An 18696-nucleotide genomic window follows, 5' to 3' on the forward strand; every position below is an offset into this window, starting at 1 on the left:
ATCACAACAATGTCCAACCCACTGAACACCTGGCAACATCTGCGCGCCGGCAACGAGATGTTCTTCGTCCCGGTTCGAGGCGGCCAGGCCAAGCCGTCCCTTCGAAACCCGGTGGCCGCGGTATTCCGTTGCGCGGATGCGGCTGTCGGGAGCGAGATGATTCTCGGTCAGAGCTGGGGCTCGCTGGTCGACGTCAGCACCTGGGGCCACGTCATCGACGACGGTGTCCTGGCCACCATGGAGTGCGCCGTGGAAACGCTGGAAGTGCCGCTGATCGTGGTGCTCGGCCACTCGGACTGCCGCGCTATGCGCGCCGCGATGAGGGCGTGGGACGACGCGGTGATTCCCGAGGGAGCCACCAGGATTGCCGTCCAGCAAGCGCTCTCGTCCATCGTGCGCCGCGGTGCCAGCGCGGACTCCGTCGATGCGGTCACCGCCGCGCACATCGTCGAAACCGGCGTGGCGCTGATGGAACGATCGCCCATCATCTCCCAGCGGATCGACGCGGGGAAGTGCGGGATTGTCTGCGCGACAACCGATCCGGTGAACGGTCAGCTGCGTACCTACGCAACCATCGGACCGGTCGGTGAGGTGCCCGACACGCTACTGGAGTGCGTGTGACAGGTGCTGACGGTCAGCGTCGAAGCCGGCCACCCTGCACCGCGAACGCGCCGGGGCCGGCGAAGGCCAGCAGAAAGAGTGCGAAGCAGTACAGAACGGCGAGCTCGCCGTCGTTCTGAATCGGGAGCAGGCCGTGCGGCTGGTGCTCGGTGAAGTAGGCGAACGCCATCTCACCGGAGCCGATGAGCGCGGCGATGCGCGTGAACAGGCCGAGCGCCACCAGCAGGCCGACGACGAGTTCGATCAGGCCCGCCCACCAGTACGGCCAGCTCCCGATCGGGGCGGCACCGCCCTGGGAGATGGGCCATCCGAACAATTTCACCGTGCCGTGGAGGGCGAACAGCAGGCCGATGACAATCCGGAAGATTCCGAGAACGGGGGAGTGATAGCCGCCGAGTCGCGCGTCAAGGGTTTGTGCCATACGACGACCATACTATTCGGACTGCGGTCCGGATAGGTGTCCCCCGTTAACGTTCAACGAAGGAGCCCACCCGCCCCGCGAGGGTTGGGTGGGCTCCGTCAGCCTTGCTGCGGCGTCGATTTAGACGTCGTAGTACAGCGCGAACTCGTACGGGTGAGGCCGGATCTGAACGGGCATGATCTCGTTCTCACGCTTGTAGGAGATCCACGTCTCGATCAGGTCGGTCGTGAAAACGCCTCCCTCGGTGAGGTATTCGTGATCGGCCTCGAGACGGTCGATGACCGCCGACAGGGACGTCGGCGCCTGCGGGATGTTGGCGGCCTCTTCCGGCGGGAGCTCGTAGAGGTCCTTGTCGACCGGCGTCTGCGGCTCGATCTTCTTCTTGATGCCGTCCAGGCCGGCCATCATCATCGCCGCGAACGCCAGGTACGGGTTGCCCGAGCTGTCCGGTGCGCGGAACTCGAGGCGCTTGGCCTTCGGGTTGTTGCCGGTGATCGGGATACGCACCGCGGCCGACCGGTTGCGCTGGCTGTACACCAGGTTGATCGGGGCCTCGTAGCCCGGCACCAGACGCTTGTAGGAGTTCACCGTCGGGTTGGTGAACGCCAGCAGCGACGGTGCGTGGTGCAGGATGCCGCCGATGTAGTGGCGCGCGATGTCCGACAGGCCGGCGTAGCCCGACTCGTCGTGGAACAGCGGCTTGCCGTCCTTCCACAGCGACTGGTGCACGTGCATGCCCGAGCCGTTGTCACCGAACAGCGGCTTCGGCATGAAGGTGACCGTCTTGCCTGCCGCCCAGGCGGTGTTCTTGACGATGTACTTGAACAGCAGCACGTCGTCGGCAGCATGGAGCAGCGTGTTGAACTTGTAATTGATCTCGGCTTGACCGGCGGTGCCGACCTCGTGGTGACCGCGCTCGATCGTGAAGCCGGCGTTCTGCAGGTTGGTGGTGATGTCGTCGCGCAGGTCGACGTAGTGGTCGTAGGGCGCCACCGGGAAGTAGCCGCCCTTGGGGCGCACCTTGTAGCCACGGTTGGCCGAGCCATCGGCCTCGAACGGCTCACCGGAGTTCCACCAGCCGGACTCGGAGTCGACCTCGTAGAAGGTGCCGTTGATCTTGGAGTCGAAGCTCACCGAGTCGAAGATGTAGAACTCGGCCTCGGCGCCGAAGTAGGCGGTGTCGGCGATGCCGGTGCTGATCAGGTAGTTCTCCGCCTTGCGGGCCACGTTGCGCGGGTCGCGCGAATATGCCTCACGGGTGAACGGGTCGTGCACGAAGAAGTTGAGGTTCAAGGTCTTGGCGTGGCGGAACGGGTCGATGCGCGCCGTGGCGGGATCCGGCAGCAACAGCATGTCGGACTCGTGGATCGACTGGAAGCCGCGCACAGACGAACCGTCGAACGCCAGGCCGTCCTCGAAAACGCTCTCGTCGAACGCTGAGGCGGGGATGGAGAAGTGCTGGACCACGCCAGGCAGATCGCAGAACCGGATGTCGACGTACTCGACGGTCTCGTCCTTGATCAGCTTGAACAGGTCGTCAGCGTTCTTTTCTGCCACTTACTACTCCTTCGGTGGTACTTAAACCCGGGGCTGACGGTAAGGATCTGATGTTGCACGATCGTCAAGCGCATGTTGCGCCGACGTTACGCAATGGACCTGCAGCGCGACACAGGGGGTTGCCGCTGGTCCACATATCCTGGGGTCATGGCGCGCGAGATCGGATCCTGGCTGTCCGGACCGGAACCGGTGAACCCGGGTGATACGGCTGACTGGCCTGGCCGGACGTTGGGCCTGCCGGAGTCGGGGCCACGTTCGCTGGCGCGGTCGGGTCGGCGTTTCCTGGCATTGCTGATCGACTGGTTCGTCGCGGTAGGACTGACCGGATTGTTGCCCGCCTTCGGCCTATTGCCAGGGAACTTGCTCCAGACGAGTGAGGGGCAGACAGTCATCCTGGGCATCTGGTTCGTACTCGGTGTGCTGTCGGTGCGGTTGTTCGGATTCACGCCGGGGCAGTACGCGCTCGGGCTGATGGTGATTCCGGTGGACAACCGTCAGCACGTCGGAAGCGGTCGGGCGATCGGACGAGGGCTCCTTCTTTCCCTGGTCATTCCTGGGCTGTTCACCGATGCCGACGGTCGTGGCCTGCAGGATCGGCTGACGGGGACCGCTGTCGTTCGGCGCTGAGATTTCTGTCGGTGGGCCGGTATAGTGTCGAACACATGTTCGATGAATTAATGGAGGTCGACACGGCTGATCAGTCGGCGATGGTCGAGCGCATCGCAGAACTGGAGCGGCTCAAAGCCGCTGCGGCGGCGGGGCAGGCGCGGCTGACCGCCGCACTCGATGCCGCGCGGCGGTCTGCGGAGGAGGCGGCTGGGATCCCGGTCCGGAAGCGGGGCCGCGGCCTGGCTGCCGAGGTGGCGCTGGCGCGCCGGGATTCGCCCGCTCGGGGCAATCAGCATCTGGGGTTCGCCAAGGCTCTGGTATACGAGATGCCGCACACGCTGGCTGCTTTGGAGGCCGGCGTGCTGTCGGAGTGGCGCGCCACCATCGTGGTGCGAGAGTCGGCCTGCTTGGACGTCGAAGATCGGCGACAGCTCGATGCCGAATTGTGTTCGGAATCCGGCGCATTGGTGGGGATCGGCGACGCGACCCTGGGGGCGAAGGCGAAGGCGATCGCCTACCGTTTGGACCCGCATGCCGTGGTTGATCGGGCCGCCAAGGCCGAGGCCGAGCGCACGGTCACGACGCGTCCGGCCCCGGATGCGATGACATACGTGACGGCCTTGTTGCCGGTGGCTCAGGGTGTTTCGGTCTATGCCGCGCTGAAGCGTGAGGCCGATGTCTGCTGCGACGCGCGCTCACGTGGACGGGTCATGGCCGACACACTGGTCGAGCGGGTGACCGGACGGCCGGCTGATGAGCCCGTGCCGATGACGGTGAACATGGTGATCTCCGATCAGGCGCTACTCGGGGCCGAGCAGGGTGCGGCGGTGATCGCCGGCTACGGTTCGGTCCCCTCGGCGGTCGCCCAGAAGATGATCGTGGACAGGGTGGCCGATGATCGGTCGCGAGCCACACTTCGCCGCCTTTATGCCAATCCGGCCAGTGGTGCACTGGTTGCGATGGACTCGCGGTCGCGGTTGTTTCCGAAGGGTTTAGCGGAGTTCATCGAGCTACGGGATCAGCGCTGCCGGACGCCGTATTGCGACGCGCCCATTCGGCACCGCGACCATGCGATTCCGCATTCGCGCGGCGGTGCCACGAGCGCGGCGAACGGGCTGGGGATGTGCGAGGCGTGCAACTACGCCAAGGAGTCGCCGGGTTGGAAGGTTGTCGCTGCGGTTAGCGAAAATGGAACGCACACAGCGGAATTCACCACTCCGACCGGGGCGCATTACCACTCAGCGGCACCGCCGATGCCTGGAACGCCGAAGACGCCGATGACCGCCGCAGAGCTATACCTCAATGGCAAGCTGCTGAGGGTGATCGCCGCCTGAGCTAAGCCTGGTGACGGACTTGTCCGTTCATCATCGTCATCGTGATGGTCGCGCGGTGGATGTCGTGCGGGTCGATCTCGAAGATGTTGGCGTCCAACATAATCAGGTCGGCACGCTTACCCACCTCGATAGATCCGACCTTATCGTCCAATCGAAGCTGGTAGGCGGCACCCATGGTGTTGGCGTGCACAGCCTCGGCGACGCTGAGCTTCTGATCGGCCGGCGCCAGCACGGGTGCGTCGGGCTGGCCGATTAACTGGCGGGTCACCCCGATCTGGATGGAATCGAGCGGCTTGTAGGTGGAGAAGTAACCCGCCGCCGGCCAGTCGGTGCCCAGCGACATCCGCCCACCCGATCGCAGGATGTCCTGTGCGCGATAAAACAAGTCCTGGCGGGGCTTGCCGTACCGTGCGGCCATGTTGATCACGGTGTCCGGATCCGCGGACATCCAATTGGCCGAAAACTGGCCTGTCACACCGAGCTTGCCGAACCGCTGGCTGTCCGGATCCTGCACGTACACCAGATGGGCGATCGTGTGCCGTCGGTCGCGGGGCGGATTGGTTGCGATCGCCGCCTCGATCGAGTCCAGTGCGGTGCGCGTCGTGTGTTCCCCGCACGCGTGCACATGGACGTCGAAGCCCGCGGCGTCGACCTCGCGGACCAGTTGGTGCCACTGCTCGTCGGTGAACGGCGATGCGCCGATCGAATCCGGTTTGTCCGCATACGGCTCGATCAGCCACGCCGTGTATCCACCCTGGGTGCCGTCGCCGACGATCTTCACCGCACCGACGGTCACCAGGTCGGTCGAAATCCGGTTGCGGATATCGGTCAGCTTCGCCACCGCGTCGTCGACCGGTGGAGCCTTGACGCTGTAGGAGGCGACGACCCGGAACGGCAACTTCCCGCGCTGCTCCAACTCGCTGTACAGGCCGATCACCGCGCCCTGATCCTCGCCGATCGGCGGCACCCCGGCATCGAAGACCGAGGTGATCCCGGCGGCCGAGGCCTTCGGCAGCCACGTCTCCAGCAGCGCCTCCATCGAGTCTTGCGAGATCGGGTCGACGGCGTTGACCAGGCTGAGTACGGCGTCCACCTCGAGCACATACCCGGTGGGCTCACCGTGCTCGTCGCGGGCGTAGTAACTGAACCCGGGAATCGGGTCCGGAGTGTCCCGGGTGACGCCGGCGATCTGCAGCGCCTTGCTGTTGGCCCACATGCTGTGGCCGTCGATGGCGAAGAAGAACCCGGGCCGGTCCGGCAGCACCCGGTCCAGCTCCTCCCGCGTAGGTCCGTCGGGCCCGAACATGTCGACGCGCCAACCGAATCCACGCACCGGACCGTCGGGATGTTCCTTCGCATACGCAGCGATCGCTGCCAGCGCGTCCGCCCCGGTGGGCACCTGCAGGTCGACGCCACTGGTCAGAAACGAACCGAGGAACGGATGGATGTGGCCCTCGACGAACCCCGGCAGCATCAGGTTGCCCTTGAGGTCGATGACGCGGGTGTCCGGGCCCTCGAGCGACGCCGCGCCGGCGTCGTCGCCCACATAGGAGATGGTGTTGCCGGTGATCGCCGCCGCCTGCGCCCACGGCTGCGCGGGCGACACGGTGTAGATCCGGCCACCCCGGAACACCACATCGGCGAATGTCGTCGCGCCCGTGGCGGGTTGTTTCCCGCCGCACGCGGCCGCCGCCGTCGCGACCGCCGTGACCGCGACCGCACGCAGTGCGGTCCGACGCGTCAGAACCCCCGACCCCAGCGCGCCGAAATGCGGCGCCCACTCACAAGCAGTACAGATGACTTCCCCCCGAAATTGGTCAGCGCCTGCGGACGGTGCGTTGCACGCCCTTCATCTTGGCCTGTGCGGGCAGCGGGCCCTTGGGCATCGCGGCCGGACCCACCCGTGAACCGAGCGCGACGAGCTTGGACTCCAGCGAGTCCATCTGCTTGACGGTGATGTTGGCAGGCAGCTTGGTCAGATGCCGCTCCAGCTTCGCCAGTGGCACCTCACCCTCGCCGTTGCCGACGATCACGTCGTAGATCGGGATGTCGCCGATCAGTCGCGCGGTGCGCTTCTTCTCCTGCGCCAGCAGCGGCCGGACCCGCGCCGAAGAACCCTCGGCGACGAAGATCACGCCAGGTCGGCCGATCACCCGGTGGACGGCGTCGAAGTGGCCGGTGGCCGCAACCCCCGGCGTCACCCGCCACTTGCCGCGCAGGTTGTCCAGCGCCCAGGCCGCGGCACCCGTCTGCCCCTCGGCCTTGCGGAACACCGACTTCTGCGCGCGCCGCCCGAAGATGATGAACGCCACCAGGGCGCCCAGCACGACGCCCAGCACGATCAGCAGGTAGAGGGTGATCCCACCGGCCAGCACGCCGGCGGCCACCGACGCGGCCACGATCAACACGAACGCGCCGATCATGTAGGGGAGCAGTCGCTTGTCTTCCTTGCGCTGCATCTGGAACGCCTGCCATAGCTGGCTGCGGCGCTGCTTGGCTGCGGCCTTGCTGGCAGCCTTCGCCTCGGCCTTGGCTGCCTTGTCCTGGGCAGCGTTGCGGGATTTCGCCATAACTACCAAGAATACGGGCCCGCGATCAGCGTGACGCCGCGGTCACCGCGCGGGCTTGTGCGCCGCCGCTGCCTGCTGATACAGCCGGCCGGCCCGGTAGGAGGAGCGCACCAGCGGTCCGGACAGCACCCCGGCGAACCCGAGCCCCTCGGCGTAGGCGGCCAGGTCGACGAACTCCTCGGGCTTGACCCACCGCTCCACCGGGTGATGACGCACCGACGGCCGCAGGTACTGGGTGATCGTGATGATGTCGCAGCCCGCGCCGTGCAGGTCGGCCAGCGCGGTGTGCACCTCGTCGATGGTTTCGCCCATGCCGAGGATCAGGTTGCTCTTGGTGACCAGCCCCGCCGCGCGGGCGGCCGTCAGCACATCGAGGCTGCGCTGGTAGCGGAACGCCGGACGGATCCGCTTGAAGATCCGTGGCACCGTTTCGACGTTGTGCGCGAACACTTCTGGACGCGAATCGAAAACCTCGCGCAGCAGGGCGGGCTCGCCGTTGAAGTCCGGGGCCAGTAGTTCGACGCCGGTGGCCGGGTTCAACTCCTTGATGGCGCGCACCGTCTCGGCGTACAGCCACGCTCCGCCGTCGGGCAGGTCGTCGCGGGCCACGCCCGTCACCGTCGCGTAGCGCAGCCCCATCGCGGCCACGCTCTCGGCCACCCGGCGCGGCTCGTCGCGATCCAGTTCAGCGGGCTTACCGGTGTCGATCTGGCAGAAATCGCAGCGGCGGGTGCACTGCTCGCCGCCGATCAGGAACGTCGCTTCCCGGTCTTCCCAGCACTCGAAGATGTTGGGGCAGCCGGCTTCTTCACACACGGTGTGCAGTCCCTCGCGGCGCACCAGGCTCTTCAGCGCGGTGTACTCCGGACCCATGCGCGCGCGGGTCTTGATCCACGGCGGTTTGCGCTCGATCGGGGTCTCGGCATTGCGGACCTCCAGGCGCAGCAGCTTGCGGCCTTCTGGAGTGACTGTCACGTTGTCAAGCTTACGGGCAGCCGACCGTCGAGGGCGTCGCACACCGCGTCGGCGACCTTGGCGCGGACGTCGTCGACGCCGACGTGGCGGCCCAGTTCAGCCGTCAGCGAAGTCACCCCGGCGTCGGTGATTCCGCACGGCACGATCGCCGAGTACGCGCCCAGATCGCAGTCGCAGTTCAGCGCGAAACCGTGCAGTGTGGTTCCGCGGGCCACCCGGATCCCGATCGCCGCGATCTTGCGGTTTCCTTGCACCCAGACGCCGGAGCGACCTTCGACCCGGCCGGTCTCCAGGCCCAGTCCGGTGCATACCGAGATCAACGATTCCTCAAGCCGCCGAACATAATTCACCACATCCAGCGGCTCGGCCAGCCCGATCACGGGATAGCCGACCAGTTGTCCGGGACCGTGCCAGGTGATCTTGCCGCCGCGGTCGGTGTCGACGACGGGGGTGCCATCCATCGGCCGCTCGTGGGCTTCGGTGCGCTTGCCTGCCGTGTACACCGCCGGATGTTCCAGCAGCAGCATCGTGTCGGGCCCGCCGGCCACCCGGGCATCGGCCAGCTCGCGCTGCAGCTGCCAGGCGTCCTGGTAGTCGACGGTGCCCAGCTGGCGCACCTGCATGCCCGCTGAGCTCGATCGAATGGATTCCCGCACCCAATCGACGCTACTACCCCTGAGCGGACGTGGTGGCGTAGGCCAGCGCCTCGCCGATGGTGTTGTGGTGGAAGACGAACCCGGCCCGTTCGAGGGCGGCGGGGATTGCCCGCTGACCGTCGAGCAGCCCCTCGTCGGCGAACTCGCCGAGCAGGGTGCGCAGCGCGAAGCCGGGCACCAGCAGCGGCGTCGGCCGGTTCAACGCCCGGCCCAGCGCGGCGGTGAACTCCGAATTGGTCACCGGAGCCGGCCCGGTGAAGTTCACCGGACCCGACAGGTCGCTGTTGTTGATCGCGAACAGCAGCGCGCGGATCTCGTCCTCCAGGCTGATCCACGGCATGTACTGCCTGCCGTTGCCGATCCGGGCGCCCAACCCGAGACTGAACAGCGGCCGCAGCCGGCCCAGCACGCCGCCGCCGGGGGAGAGCACCAGGCCGGAACGGGCGAGCACCACCCGGGCGCCGGCATCCTCGGCGGCCAGTGCCGCGGCCTCCCAGTCCAGACAGAGCCGGGACAGGAATCCGCCTCCGGCGGGGGCGGTTTCGTCGACGACCCGGCTGCCGGTGTCGCCGTAGTACCCCACCGCGCTGGCGTTGATCAGCGTCGGCACCCCGGCGTCGGCGACGGCCGCGGCGATCACCTCGGTGGGGCCGATGCGGCTGTCGCGCAGGGTCTGCTTGAACGAGCCCGACCACCGCTTGTCGCCGACGTTGACGCCGCACAGGTTGATCACCGCGTCGACTCCCTCCAGACCGGACGGATCGAACTCACCGCTGTCGGGATTCCAGTGAAGTTCGTCGCCGTTGGCCGGCGCCCGGCGCACGATGCGCAGCACGCGATGGTCAGCGGCGCGCAGCGCCGACACCAATGCCGAGCCGATCAGGCCGGACGAACCGGCGATCGCGACGACGAGCCCGCCCGTTGGTTGGCTCATCGCGTCACAACCCCAGGTCGGCCTCGAATGCCCCTTCTTCGAGACGCCGCTTGACGGTGGTCAGGAATCGGCCGGCATCCGCGCCGTCGATCAGCCGGTGATCGTAGGTCAGCGGCAGGTAGCAGATGGAACGCACGCCGATCGACTCGTTGCCGGAGTCGTCGACGATCACCCGGGGACGTTTGACGATCGCGCCGGTGCCCAGCATCGCTGCCTGCGGCGGCACCAGGATCGGGGTGTCGAACAGGGCGCCCTGGCTGCCGATGTTGGTGATCGTGAACGTGCCGCCGGACAGCTCGTCGGGCTTGAGGTTGCCGCTGCGGGCCCGGTCGGCGATGTCGTGGATGGCGCGCGCGAGCCCGGCCAGGGAGAGATCGCCCGCGTTGTGCACCACCGGGGAGAGCAGGCCCTGCTCGGTGTCCACCGCGAAGCCGAGGTTCTCGGCGTCGTAGTAGGTGATCTCCTTGGTGTCCTCGTTGTAGCTGGCGTTGATGTTCGGGTGCGCCTTGAGCGAGTCGATCACCGCGCGGGCGATGAACGGCAGGTAGGTCAGGTTGACCCCTTCGCGCTCGGCGAAGCTCGTCTTCGCCTTGGCCCGCAGCGCCACGATCTTGGTCATGTCGACCTCGTGGGTCTGCGTCAGCTGCGCGGTGGTCTGCAGCGATTCGCGGGTCTTCTTGGCGGTGATCTGCCGGATCCGGTTGGCCTTCTGCGTCGTGCCGCGCAGATGTGCCAGCGGTGACGGTGCCGACGCGGCGGCAGCCGGGGCGGCAGCCGCGGGTGCCGTGGCCGCCGGAGCGGCGGGTGCGGCCGGGGCCTTCTTGGCCTCCGCGGCAGCCAGCACATCCTGCTTGCGGATGCGGCCGCCGACACCGGTGCCCTTGACGCTGGCGAGGTCGATCCCGTTCTCGGCGGCCAGCTTTCGCACCAGGGGAGTGACGTAGGGGCTGCCGTCGGAGGCGTCGCTGTCCTCGGCGGCGGCCGGCGCGGGGGCCTGCTTGGGCTCGGGCTTCGGTTCCGGTGTGGGCTCAGGCTTGGGTTCGGCCTTCGGCTCGGGCTTCGGTTCCGGCTTGGGCTCGGGCTTCGGTTCCGGCTTGGGCTCAGGCTTGGGTTCGGGCTTGGGTTCGGGCTTCGACTCGGCCTGCGGCGCGGCGCCGGCATCCCCGATCTTGCCCAGTTCACCGCCGACGGCGACGGTGTCGTCCTCCTCGGCGGTGATGGACAGCAGCGTCCCGGCCACCGGTGACGGGATCTCGGTGTCGACCTTGTCAGTGGATACCTCGACCAGCGGCTCGTCGACCTCGACGGAGTCGCCGACCTTTTTCAGCCAGCGGGTCACGGTGCCCTCGGTGACCGACTCGCCGAGTTCGGGCATCAGCACCGGCGTCGCCGAACCCGACGACTCCGAGGAACCCGACGACTGCGCGGGCTGCGGTTCCGGCTCGGGTTCGGGCTCTGGCTCGGGCTCGGGTTCGGGTTCGGGCTCTGGCTCCGGCTCGGCCTGGGTCTCCTCGGCGGGGGCGTCGGACGACTCGGATTCCTCACCGGCTTCGCCGATCACCGCGAGCTCGCCGCCGACCTCGACGGTGTCGTCCTCCTGGGCAACGATCTTCGTCAGCACACCGGACGCGGGAGCGGGAATCTCCGTGTCGACCTTGTCGGTCGACACCTCAAGCAGAGGCTCGTCGACCTCGACGGTGTCGCCCTCTTGCTTCAGCCACCGGGTGACGGTCCCCTCGGTGACGCTCTCACCGAGTGCCGGCATCTGGACGGAGACGGCCATTGTGTTGACTCCCTCGAACGGTCAGTCGTGCGGGTCGGACTTCTGGCATACCACAGCGTCGTGTACCCATCCTGTCATTGCCGAGCCACCCGCACGCACTCAGGGCGACGTGTGATTTCTCTGGCACCATCGAAGGGAAGGACCGCCGGAAGGAGTGCATCGGAGTTGGGGCTGTTCGACAGGTTCCGGGCTACACGCCGGGCTGAATCCGGGCTCGCCGCCGACCGGCGGCACTTGTACGAATGGGCTGCGCAGCGCACCGGGGTGGAGGCCTACGTCGAGCCCGAGACCAGCGTGACCCCGATGACCGTCGTGCTCGTGGCCACCGACGGTGAATGGACCCGTCGCCCGGCCGACGGCGCGGCCGGTGCCCGCCGACTCGGTGAAGAACTCGGGATTCCTGTCTATGACGTGCAGAAAGTCGGGTATCCCCAGCGGATGCGCGACTATGACGCTCGGCGGCGGATCGAACGCCGCCGCCAACGAGACCTGGAGGCGTGATGACCATGCGCTATGTCGACAGCACCGATGGGACCCGCCTGGCGGTCTACGAGGAAGGCAATCCCGACGGCCCGACCGTCGTGCTGGTCCACGGCTACCCCGACTCGCACGTGGTGTGGGACGCGGTCGTGCCGCTCCTGGCCGACAAGTTCCGCGTGATCCGCTACGACAGCCGCGCCGCCGGAGCGTCCTCGGGACCGAAATCATTCTCGAAGTACACGATGGCCAACTTCGCCGACGACTTCGATGCTGTCGTCGCCGAGCTCAGTCCCGGCCAACCCGTGCACGTGCTCGGCCACGACTGGGGCTCGGTCGGCATGTGGGAGTACCTCGGCCGGGCCGGTGCCGGTGACCGGGTGGCGTCGTTCACCTCCGTGTCGGGGCCGAGTCTGCACCACCTCATTCGCTTCGTGCGCGACGGGCTGAAGAAGCCGTACCGGCCAAAGTTGTTCCTGCGCGCGCTCTCTCAGCTGCTCCACGTCACCTACACGGCCGCGCTGTCGGTTCCGGTACTGGCGCCCGCAGCCATGCGGCTGGGCTCCGGAGTCATGCGGGCCGGACTCACCCGCGGCATTCCGAAGGACCTCGTGCACCACGGCGGGACGTTCGCCGACGACGCCGCCAGGGGCACAAAGATCTACCGGGCCAACGCTCTGCCCGCGCTGATCCACCGTCCGCTCGATTTCTACGTCGACATCCCCGTGCAGCTGATCGTCAACCTCGACGATCCTTTCGTGCTGCCCCACGTCTACGACGACACCGCTCGGTGGGTGCCTCGGCTGTGGCGCCGCGACCTGCGCGCCAAGCACTGGTCGCCGTTCACCCATCCGCAGGTGCTCGCCGCCGCGGTCACCGAACTGGCCGAGCACCTGGACGGCAAGCCGGCCGCCCGCGCACTGTTGCGGGCCCAGGCCGGCCGGCCGAAGAAGGACTTCGGCGACACCCTGGTCTCGGTCACCGGGGCCGGCAGCGGGATCGGCCGCGAGACTGCGCTGGCCTTCGCCCGGGACGGCGCCGAGTTGGTCATCAGCGATATCGACGAGGCCGGCCTCAAGGACACCGCGGCCAAGATCGGCGCACTCGGCGCGATCGCGCATCCCTACGTGCTCGACGTCTCCGACGCCGATGCCGTCGAGCGGTTCGCCGACGAGGTGTGCGCCGCCCACGGGGTGCCCGACATCGTCGTCAACAATGCCGGCATCGGGGTGGCCGGCGCCTTCTTGGACACTCCCGCAGAGCAATTCGACCGCGTGCTGGACGTCAACCTCGGCGGCGTGGTCAACGGCTGCCGCGCCTTCGCCCGCCGGCTCGTCGAGCGCGGCACCGGCGGCCACATCGTCAACGTGGCATCGATGGCGGCCTACTCACCGCTGAAAGGCCTCAACGCCTACTGCACATCCAAGGCGGCGGTGTACATGTTCTCCGACTGCCTGCGTGCCGAATTGGCTGGCGCTGGAATCGGATTGACCACGATCTGCCCGGGCATCATCAACACCAACATCGTGTCGGCCACCGAGATGATCGCGCCCTCGGGCAAGCGGGCCGCCGTCGCGACCCGGCGCGCCCAGCTGGAGAACATGTTCGACCGGCGGGGTTACGGCCCGGACAAGGTGGCCAAGGCCATCGTCTCCGCGGTCAAGAAGGACAAGCCGATCCGCCCGGTCACCCCCGAGGCATACCTGCTCTACGGGACGTCGAAGGTGCTGCCGCAGGGGATGCGCAGCATCGCCCGCGCCGGCGTGGTCTAGCCGTTCGCGTCTAACCGTGTTGTGAGATGTCCTCCAGGACGGCGAACATCGTCCGGGTCGGCACCCCGGTGCCACCCTTGCCGGTGTAACCCCACGGGCCGGAGGTGTTGTACGCCGGCCCGGCGATGTCGATGTGCGCCCACTGCACGCCGTCGGCGACGAACTCCCGCAGGTACACCCCGGCGACCAGCATGCCGGCGAAGCGCTGCGAGCTGACATTCGCCAGATCGGCGACAGTCGACTTGAGGTCGTCCTTCAATTCCTCGGGCAGCGGCATCGGCCACGCGTTCTCGCCTTCGGCCTGCGAGATCCGGGCCACCCGGTCGCGGAACTCGTCGCTGCCCATCACACCCGGCGTGCGCGCACCCAACGCGACGGTCTGCGCGCCAGTCAGCGTGGAGGTCTCGATCAGGTAGTCGGGTTCGTCCTCGCAGGCCCGCACGATCGCGTCGGCCAAGATCAGCCGGCCCTCGGCGTCGGTGTTGAGCACCTCGACGGTGATACCGCCGTACTGGGTCAGCACGTCACCGGGGCGCTGCGCGGTGGACGACGGCATGTTCTCGGCCATCGGCACGGTCGCGATCACGTCGATCGGCAGCCCCTGCTTGGCGGCCAGCACGACCGTGGCGATCACCGCCGCGGCGCCACCCATGTCGGAGGTCATATGGTGCATCGACGCGGCCGGCTTGATCGAGATGCCGCCGGTGTCGAAAGTGACGCCCTTGCCCACCAGCGCGACAGTCTTGCCGTGCTTGCCCTTGGCGCCGCGATATGCCAGCCGGACCAGCCGCGGCGGGCGCGACGATCCCTTGCCGACCCCGATGATGCCGCCGTAACCGGCCTTGGCGAGCGCCTTCTCGTCGAGCACCTCGACCTTCAATCCGGCGGCTTCACCCAAAGCCTCTGCCCGCTTGGCGAATTCGCCGGGGAACAGGTGGCTGGGCGGGGTGTTCACGAAATCGCGTGCAGTGGCCACCGCGGTGGCGATCGCGGTGGCCCGGGCGGCGTCCTTCTTGGCGCCCGCCGCGGTGCTCAGCGCGATGATCTTGCCGATCGCCGGTTCCTTCGGCGCGGTCTTGGCGCTGCGGAACTCGGTGAAGCGGTAGCCGCCCAGGATCAGGCCCTCGATCGCGGCCTCCAGGTCCAGCTCGGTCAGCGTGGTGATGACGGTCTCGACCCCGGACAGCGAGCGGGCGGCCACCCCGGCCGCGCGCCGGATGACGTCGGCCGGCCACTCGTCGCGCGGGGCGCCGAGCCCGACGGCCAGCACACTGCCGACCGCGAGGGATGGCACGTGCAGGCGGGTGACCTGCTCGGCGCCGCCCTTGGCGCCCAGCGCGCGCAGGACCACTCCGATCTCACCGATCGCCTCGGCGTCCAGAAACGGTCCGCCGACGACGGTGGGGGAGCCGTCGCCGCCGTCCCCTCCCGAGCCGGAGACGACGGGGACGATCAGCACCGCCGACTGCGCGCGCTTGGGCAGCGAGGTCGCGACGGTGACGGTGGGGGCAGCGTATCCAGGTTCGGTGCTCACGAGCATTCACAGTAGACGCGGGGCACTAGTGTTGTTGGCCGTGACCGACACATCGGAACTCCTGTACGGGCCGCTCGACAGTCAGCACCGCGAACTGGGCGCCACCTTCGCGCCGTTCGGCGGCTGGCTGATGCCGGTGTCCTACGCCGGCACGGTCGGCGAGCACACCGCCACCCGCGAGGCAGTCGGCCTCTTCGACGTCAGCCACCTGGGCAAAGCTCTGGTGGTCGGCCCGGGTGCGGCGGAGTTCATCAACTCCACGCTGACCAACGACCTGCGCCGGATCGGTCCCGGCAAGGCCCAGTACACCCTGTGCTGCACCCCCGAGGGCGGGGTGATCGACGACCTGATCGCCTACTACGTCAGCGACGACGAGATCTTCCTGGTGCCCAACGCCGCCAACACCGCTGCTGTCGTCGCGGCACTGCAAGCGGCTGCGCCAGAGGGCATTTCGATCACCGATCAGCACCGCTCGTATGCCGTGCTGGCCGTTCAGGGCCCGCGGTCCGCCGACGTGCTCGCCGCGCTGGGCCTGCCCACCGACATGGACTACATGGGTTACGCCGACGCCACGTACTCCGGTGTGCCGGTACGGGTCTGCCGCACCGGATACACCGGGGAGCACGGTTACGAGCTGTTGCCGCCGTGGGACTCCGCCCCCGTGGTGTTCGAGGCGCTGGTGGCCGAGGTGCAGGGTGCGGGCGGGCAGCTCGCCGGGCTGGGCGCCCGCGACACCCTGCGTACCGAGATGGGCTACCCGCTGCACGGTCACGAGCTGTCCCTGGACATTTCGCCGCTGCAGGCCCGCTGCGGCTGGGCGATCGGCTGGAAGAAGGAGGCGTTCTTCGGCCGCGACGCCCTGCTGGCCGAGAAGGAGGCCGGCCCGCGCCGGCTGCTCCGCGGCCTGCGCGCCACCGGCCGCGGCGTGCTGCGCCCGGACCTGACGGTGCTCAACGGCGCACTGCCGGTGGGTGTCACGACGTCGGGCACGTTCTCGCCGTCGCTGAAAGTCGGTATCGCCCTTGCCCTCATCGACACCGACGCCGGGATCGACGACGGCGCGCTGGTCACCGTCGACGTGCGCGGCCGCCCGCTCGAGTGCGAGGTGGTCAAGCCGCCGTTCGTCGAGGTCAAAACTCGCTAGCGGCGCGGTCTACAATTTCAGCTATGACCAACGGCCCCCTCGAGTTCACGGTTGAGCGCAACGCGAATCCGGCGACCGACGAGGTACGGGCTCAGATTCTGGCCGATCCGGGCTTCGGGCGATTCCACACCGACCACATGGTGTCGGGGCTCTACACCGACGAACTGGGTTGGCACGACGCCCGCGTCGTGCCGTACGGCCCGATCGAACTGGACCCGTCGGCCATCGTCCTGCACTACGCGCAGGAAATCTTCGAAGGACTCAAGGCCTACCGGTGGGCCGACGGCTCGATCGTGTCGTTCCGTCCGGAAGCCAACGCCGGGCGGCTGCGCGCCTCGGCTCGCCGGCTCGCCATCCCCGAGCTGCCCGAGGAACTCTTCGTCGAATCGCTGCGTCAGCTGATCGCCGTCGACAACCAGTGGGTGCCGCCCGCCGGTGGCGAGGCGTCGCTGTATCTGCGGCCCTTCGTGATCGCCACCGAGCCGGGCCTGGGTGTGCGGCCGGCCTCCGAATACCGCTACCTCGTGATCGCCTCACCGGCCGGCGCCTACTTCAAGGGCGGGATCAAGCCGGTCAGCGTCTGGCTGTCCACCGAATACGTGCGGGCCAGCCCGGGCGGCACCGGCGCGGCGAAGTTCGGCGGCAACTACGCCGCCTCGCTGCTGGCGCAGGCCGAGGCCGCCGAGCACGGCTGCGATCAGGTCGTCTGGCTCGACGCCATCGAACGCCGCTTCATCGAAGAGATGGGCGGGATGAACCTGTTCTTCGTCTTCGGCAGCGGCGGTTCGGCCCGGCTGGTCACCCCGGAACTGTCCGGCTCACTGCTGCCGGGCATCACGCGCGATTCGCTGCTGCAACTGGCCAGCGACGCCGGTTTTGCCGTCGAGGAACGCAAGATCGACGTCGAGGAGTGGCGCAAGGGTGTGGCCGCGGGGGAGATCACCGAAGTGTTCGCCTGCGGCACCGCCGCGGTGATCACCCCGGTTTCGCACGTCAAGTTCGGTGACGGCGAGTTCACCATCGCCGACGGACAGCCGGGCGAGGTGACGATGGCGTTGCGGGACACCCTCACCGGCATCCAGCGCGGAACCTTCGCCGACACGCACGGCTGGATGGCCCGGCTCAGCTAGGCCGGCGGGGCTTCTACTCGCTCGAATCGACCGGTCTTGGTGCCCAACCTGATCCGATACACCGAGCCTCGGCGCAGACTCGCGTGGTCGGGCGGAGGCTGCCCCTCGGGCAAGGTCAGCAGCGGCATGATCCGCGCGACGAGCAGGGCCATGCCGGCGTCCCACTCCGCCCCTTCGCACTCCTCGAAGACTCCCCACGCGATGACGCTGCGCCAGTTCGACAAGTCGTCCACCTGCTCGACCTCTACGCAGACCTGGGGATGGGTGCGCATCGCGAGCAGCTTGGCGCCGTCCATGGAGTGGCCGTAGACGTAGGTCCCGTCATAGACGTAGGTGACAGGAACGACGTACACCTGCCCGTCAGCGATGCAGCCGAGCCGTGCGATCACTTCGGCGTGCAGTATCTCCTCGATCTGCCGATCGTCGAGCTCACCCAGCATGGATGACCAATCCGAGGATCACCAGCGTCGTCGTCAGTTCGATCGTCGCACCAAGCACATCTCCGGTGATACCACCGAATCGGCGCACGCAGTGCGTCGTCAGCGCAATCGAGGCCGCCAACGCCGCCAGCACGACCACCGGACCCTGCCAGAGTCGGGGCGTCGCCACGGTGGCAAGTGCAGCGGCCAGAATTGCCCAGGTGAGCGCGATAACCAGCGGCTGAGTGCCTGCGACCTGTCCGCCCAGCGAGCTGCCGCTCGCCGCGGGCACGCCACGCCGACAGGCCAGCACCGCGGCCACCCGTCCGGTGACCACCGCAGTCACGACCGCGAGCGCGCCCATCCAGCCCGACGGGGTCGCGGCGAACCCGAGTGCCTGGGCGGCCACGACTACGACGACCGCCGCGACCCCGAACGGCCCGGCGGTGCCGTCGCGCATCACCTGCAGCGCGCGCTCGGGCGGTCCGTAACAGCCCAGCGCGTCCACGGTGTCGGAGAGCCCGTCGATGTGCAGGCCGCGCGTGATGAGCAGCAGCGCGGCGACGGTGAGTAGCCCGGGCAGCGCATGGTGTGTGCCGAACGCCCAGTCACCGGCCCACAGGACCGCGGCGGCCCCCGCGCCCAACACCGCTCCGACCACCGGCAGCGCTGTCATCGTCGACCGGCCGAACGTACTTCCCCGCAGCGGAACCGGCACCACCGTCCCGAACGCGAAAGCCGTTGCCAGCGAGCGGAACAC

Annotated in this window: 18 protein-coding genes; 7 read left to right on the plus strand and 11 right to left on the minus strand. The window is 68.1% G+C overall.

Features of this window, described 5'->3' with window-relative positions; translation table 11 throughout:
- The first annotated feature begins 9 nt into the window (after positions 1–9).
- A complete protein-coding gene (locus tag D3H54_RS11600; RefSeq protein ID WP_149379159.1) occupies positions 10–621 on the plus strand; it encodes a carbonic anhydrase in 612 nt (203 codons plus the stop codon).
- 13 nt (positions 622–634) lie between these two features.
- On the opposite strand, the gene D3H54_RS11605 is transcribed toward D3H54_RS11600, so the two are convergent.
- Together D3H54_RS11605 and glnA are read right to left on the minus strand one after the other, a co-directional pair.
- On the minus strand, positions 635–1042 hold the full coding sequence (locus D3H54_RS11605) for a DoxX family protein (RefSeq protein WP_149379160.1): 408 nt from the start codon (positions 1040–1042) through the stop codon (positions 635–637).
- 120 nt (positions 1043–1162) lie between these two features.
- Positions 1163–2599 carry a type I glutamate--ammonia ligase gene (glnA, locus tag D3H54_RS11610; protein ID WP_149379161.1) on the minus strand — a complete coding sequence of 479 codons (1437 nt, stop codon included), beginning with the start codon at positions 2597–2599 and terminating at the stop codon, positions 1163–1165.
- Positions 2600–2746: 147 nt separating this feature from the next.
- Between glnA and D3H54_RS11615 the strand changes: the two genes are divergently transcribed.
- Both D3H54_RS11615 and D3H54_RS11620 read left to right on the plus strand, forming a co-directional pair.
- Positions 2747–3226 (plus strand): RDD family protein, encoded by a 480-nt coding sequence (locus D3H54_RS11615; protein ID WP_149379162.1) that lies wholly within the window; start codon positions 2747–2749, stop codon positions 3224–3226.
- A 35-nt stretch (positions 3227–3261) separates the two neighbouring features.
- On the plus strand, positions 3262–4542 hold the full coding sequence (locus D3H54_RS11620; protein WP_149379163.1) for an HNH endonuclease: 1281 nt from the start codon (positions 3262–3264) through the stop codon (positions 4540–4542).
- 1 nt (position 4543) lies between these two features.
- Here the strand turns inward: D3H54_RS11620 and D3H54_RS11625 are convergent, their stop codons facing one another.
- From D3H54_RS11625 to sucB, 6 genes are read right to left on the minus strand one after another with little or no spacing between them, the layout of a single operon-like run.
- Entirely contained in the window at positions 4544–6340 is a 1797-nt protein-coding gene (locus tag D3H54_RS11625; protein ID WP_149379164.1) for an amidohydrolase, read from the minus strand.
- 19 nt (positions 6341–6359) lie between these two features.
- A complete protein-coding gene (locus D3H54_RS11630; protein WP_149379165.1) occupies positions 6360–7112 on the minus strand; it encodes a DUF4191 domain-containing protein in 753 nt (250 codons plus the stop codon).
- Between the two features lie 42 nt (positions 7113–7154).
- Positions 7155–8087, minus strand: a complete 933-nt coding sequence (gene lipA / locus D3H54_RS11635) for a lipoyl synthase (RefSeq protein ID WP_149379166.1) — start codon at positions 8085–8087, stop codon at positions 7155–7157.
- On the minus strand, positions 8084–8743 hold the full coding sequence (gene lipB / locus D3H54_RS11640; protein ID WP_149379167.1) for a lipoyl(octanoyl) transferase LipB: 660 nt from the start codon (positions 8741–8743) through the stop codon (positions 8084–8086). The genes lipA and lipB overlap by 4 nt, the downstream gene beginning before the upstream one ends.
- A 13-nt stretch (positions 8744–8756) precedes the next feature.
- Positions 8757–9677 carry a TIGR01777 family oxidoreductase gene (locus D3H54_RS11645; RefSeq protein ID WP_149379168.1) on the minus strand — a complete coding sequence of 307 codons (921 nt, stop codon included), beginning with the start codon at positions 9675–9677 and terminating at the stop codon, positions 8757–8759.
- Positions 9678–9681: 4 nt separating this feature from the next.
- Positions 9682–11460 carry a 2-oxoglutarate dehydrogenase, E2 component, dihydrolipoamide succinyltransferase gene (gene sucB, locus D3H54_RS11650; RefSeq protein WP_149379169.1) on the minus strand — a complete coding sequence of 593 codons (1779 nt, stop codon included), beginning with the start codon at positions 11458–11460 and terminating at the stop codon, positions 9682–9684.
- Between the two features lie 165 nt (positions 11461–11625).
- Here sucB and D3H54_RS11655 point away from each other — a divergent pair, with 165 nt between their 5' ends.
- Together D3H54_RS11655 and D3H54_RS11660 are read left to right on the plus strand one after the other, a co-directional pair.
- Positions 11626–11961, plus strand: coding sequence for an oxidoreductase (locus D3H54_RS11655; RefSeq protein ID WP_149379170.1), 336 nt, complete (start codon positions 11626–11628; stop codon positions 11959–11961).
- The gene (locus D3H54_RS11660; protein ID WP_149379171.1) at positions 11961–13709 is read left to right on the plus strand and encodes an SDR family oxidoreductase; all 1749 of its coding nucleotides are present in this window, start codon (positions 11961–11963) and stop codon (positions 13707–13709) included. Before D3H54_RS11655 ends, D3H54_RS11660 begins: the two co-directional genes overlap by 1 nt.
- Before the next feature lie 10 nt (positions 13710–13719).
- Here D3H54_RS11660 and D3H54_RS11665 read toward each other — a convergent pair whose 3' ends face one another.
- A complete protein-coding gene (locus D3H54_RS11665; protein ID WP_149379172.1) occupies positions 13720–15243 on the minus strand; it encodes a leucyl aminopeptidase in 1524 nt (507 codons plus the stop codon).
- Positions 15244–15283: 40 nt separating this feature from the next.
- Here D3H54_RS11665 and gcvT point away from each other — a divergent pair, with 40 nt between their 5' ends.
- Complete coding sequence (gene gcvT / locus D3H54_RS11670) at positions 15284–16387, plus strand: glycine cleavage system aminomethyltransferase GcvT (protein WP_210419677.1); 1104 nt, start codon at positions 15284–15286, stop codon at positions 16385–16387.
- A gap of 23 nt (positions 16388–16410) precedes the next feature.
- Complete coding sequence (locus D3H54_RS11675) at positions 16411–17517, plus strand: branched-chain amino acid aminotransferase (protein WP_149379173.1); 1107 nt, start codon at positions 16411–16413, stop codon at positions 17515–17517.
- Here the strand turns inward: D3H54_RS11675 and D3H54_RS11680 are convergent.
- Together D3H54_RS11680 and D3H54_RS11685 are read right to left on the minus strand one after the other, a co-directional pair.
- A complete protein-coding gene (locus D3H54_RS11680) occupies positions 17514–17957 on the minus strand; it encodes a pyridoxamine 5'-phosphate oxidase family protein (RefSeq protein ID WP_149379174.1) in 444 nt (147 codons plus the stop codon). The genes D3H54_RS11675 and D3H54_RS11680 overlap by 4 nt on opposite strands.
- A complete protein-coding gene (locus tag D3H54_RS11685) occupies positions 17947–18696 on the minus strand; it encodes an adenosylcobinamide-GDP ribazoletransferase (RefSeq protein ID WP_149379175.1) in 750 nt (249 codons plus the stop codon). The genes D3H54_RS11680 and D3H54_RS11685 overlap by 11 nt, the downstream gene beginning before the upstream one ends.

The sequence above is a fragment of the Mycobacterium sp. ELW1 genome (assembly GCF_008329905.1).
Classification (GTDB): domain Bacteria; phylum Actinomycetota; class Actinomycetes; order Mycobacteriales; family Mycobacteriaceae; genus Mycobacterium.